The following is a 247-nucleotide window of genomic DNA, read 5'->3' on the forward strand; positions in this document are numbered from 1 at the left end:
GAGGACGGGGCGGGCCTCGCGGAGGACGCCGACGTGGCCCGGGAGCCGGTCCAGGTCCTGCTGGGCCTGGACCGTTACGCCCTGGCCGAGGAGAGTCTCGCCGACGGCCTGGCCCGGCTGGTCAACGCCTGCGAGAAGGCCGCCGACTGGGCGGAGGCGGCGGCCGCCGCCCCGAGCCCGTCGGCCGCCGAGCTGATCCGTACGACCGCCGCCGCCGGGCTGGTCGCGCACAGCGGCGGCGAGGCGG

At 79.4% G+C, this 247-nt stretch carries 1 pseudogene; it reads left to right on the top strand.

Annotated elements, in window-relative coordinates:
• Positions 1–247, top strand: a pseudogene (locus tag G3I54_RS02150) (DNA helicase RecD); the annotation flags it as partial.

It is taken from the genome of Streptomyces sp. SID14515 (genome assembly GCF_010548505.1).
GTDB classification, from domain to species: domain Bacteria; phylum Actinomycetota; class Actinomycetes; order Streptomycetales; family Streptomycetaceae; genus Streptomyces; species Streptomyces caviscabies.